Consider the following 1260-nt stretch of genomic DNA (forward strand, 5'->3'; position numbering starts at 1 on the left):
GACTCGCACGAGCCCAGCGTCCTGTGAATCCTCTGTGCGCGTCAGTGCACTAGGTGAGTGGCGGCTGATCCACGCTCAGTCCGCTACGGTCGCTTCGATCGTTGATGGAAATGGCAATCCTGTTTCAGTCGCGTACAGCGGCGTTCTTGGCCCTGACAGCAAGACGGCGGTCGCCACCTACAAGGTGGGCTCCGTCATGACCACGGATGACGCATTCGACAAAAGCTCCGGTGCCTTCGCCGACCCGTTGAACACTAGCGGCATTCATTTCTTCCGGACCATGAATGAAGCCATAGACTCCGGCTTTGAGCCGAAAGGCATCGTGCCGAACCTCACCGCCCTGGGGCTGTGAGCCGGCCAGATACGAACAGGCCGGCTGCGGCGTAGGTGGCTTTTGGCATAGCCCGAGAAGGCCTTCCCGCAATCGAGTCGGCCACCATTTGACAGGTCCCCTGAAACGACGTTTTCAGACATGCCGCAATGAACATTGCGTCAGGATGAACATTCTGTAACGAAGTGTCGCAAGGCGCTTTCTTCAGGAGGTTTCATGCATTCGGTTCTTCGCACAACAGCTCTTGGCTTCATCGGCCTGTGCGCCGCTTCGGTCGCCCCAGCGTCTGCGGCATCTATCGCCTATCCCAACGCCGGCACGCAAAACCCCGCAAAGTACTCCTTTGTTGCCAACGGCGGCGACATCACGGGGTACTATCTCGGAACCGGAGCCGCTTATAACGAGACGCTTGGCCTTCTCGTAAATGGTCTTGCAGTCGCTTCTGACGTGTTCCAAAACCACACCACCGATGTTGGTTCGTCCTACAATTTCGGGTCGTTTGCGAAGGGGTCCATTTTGACCTTCTTCATCGACGTCGCGACCACAGGCGCCACGTTCTACTCGGACAAGTCGCTCAACCTCGACGGGTCGCAGCATATCTATTCGAGCGCCTATGCCGGTTCAGGCACGACGCCTGCTGGCACGTACGTTGGTTTTGAGGATCTGTCTTCGAAGCGCTCGTTGTATCCTTCTCAGGGCTACAACGTCGATTACAACTACACTGACGAGCAGTTCGCCTTCACGAACCTGTCGGTTTCGAGCGTTCCGCTGCCGGCCGCTGCTCCGATGTTCGGCGCGGCGCTCCTGGCCCTCGGCGCAGTGGGCTATGGCTTGAGGCGGAAGAAGGCTGCTACTGCGGCCTAAACCTCTCTGGCTGTCCGCCGTCAGGGCTCATGAGACAGACTGAGGGGTTTCGACGAGGGAGGGTT

At 58.4% G+C, this 1260-nt stretch carries 2 protein-coding genes; both read left to right on the forward strand.

Going from position 1 to position 1260, the window contains the following annotated elements:
• Positions 1–352, forward strand: a 352-nt coding sequence (locus P7D22_RS23145) for a hypothetical protein (RefSeq protein WP_319936592.1), incomplete at its 5' end; no start/stop codon positions are given.
• Between the two features lie 195 nt (positions 353–547).
• Positions 548–1195, forward strand: a complete 648-nt coding sequence (locus P7D22_RS23150; protein WP_319936593.1) for a VPLPA-CTERM sorting domain-containing protein — start codon at positions 548–550, stop codon at positions 1193–1195.
• Positions 1196–1260 lie beyond the last annotated feature (65 nt).

Source organism: Lichenihabitans sp. Uapishka_5 (assembly GCF_033947565.1).
Lineage (GTDB): Bacteria > Pseudomonadota > Alphaproteobacteria > Rhizobiales > Beijerinckiaceae > Lichenihabitans.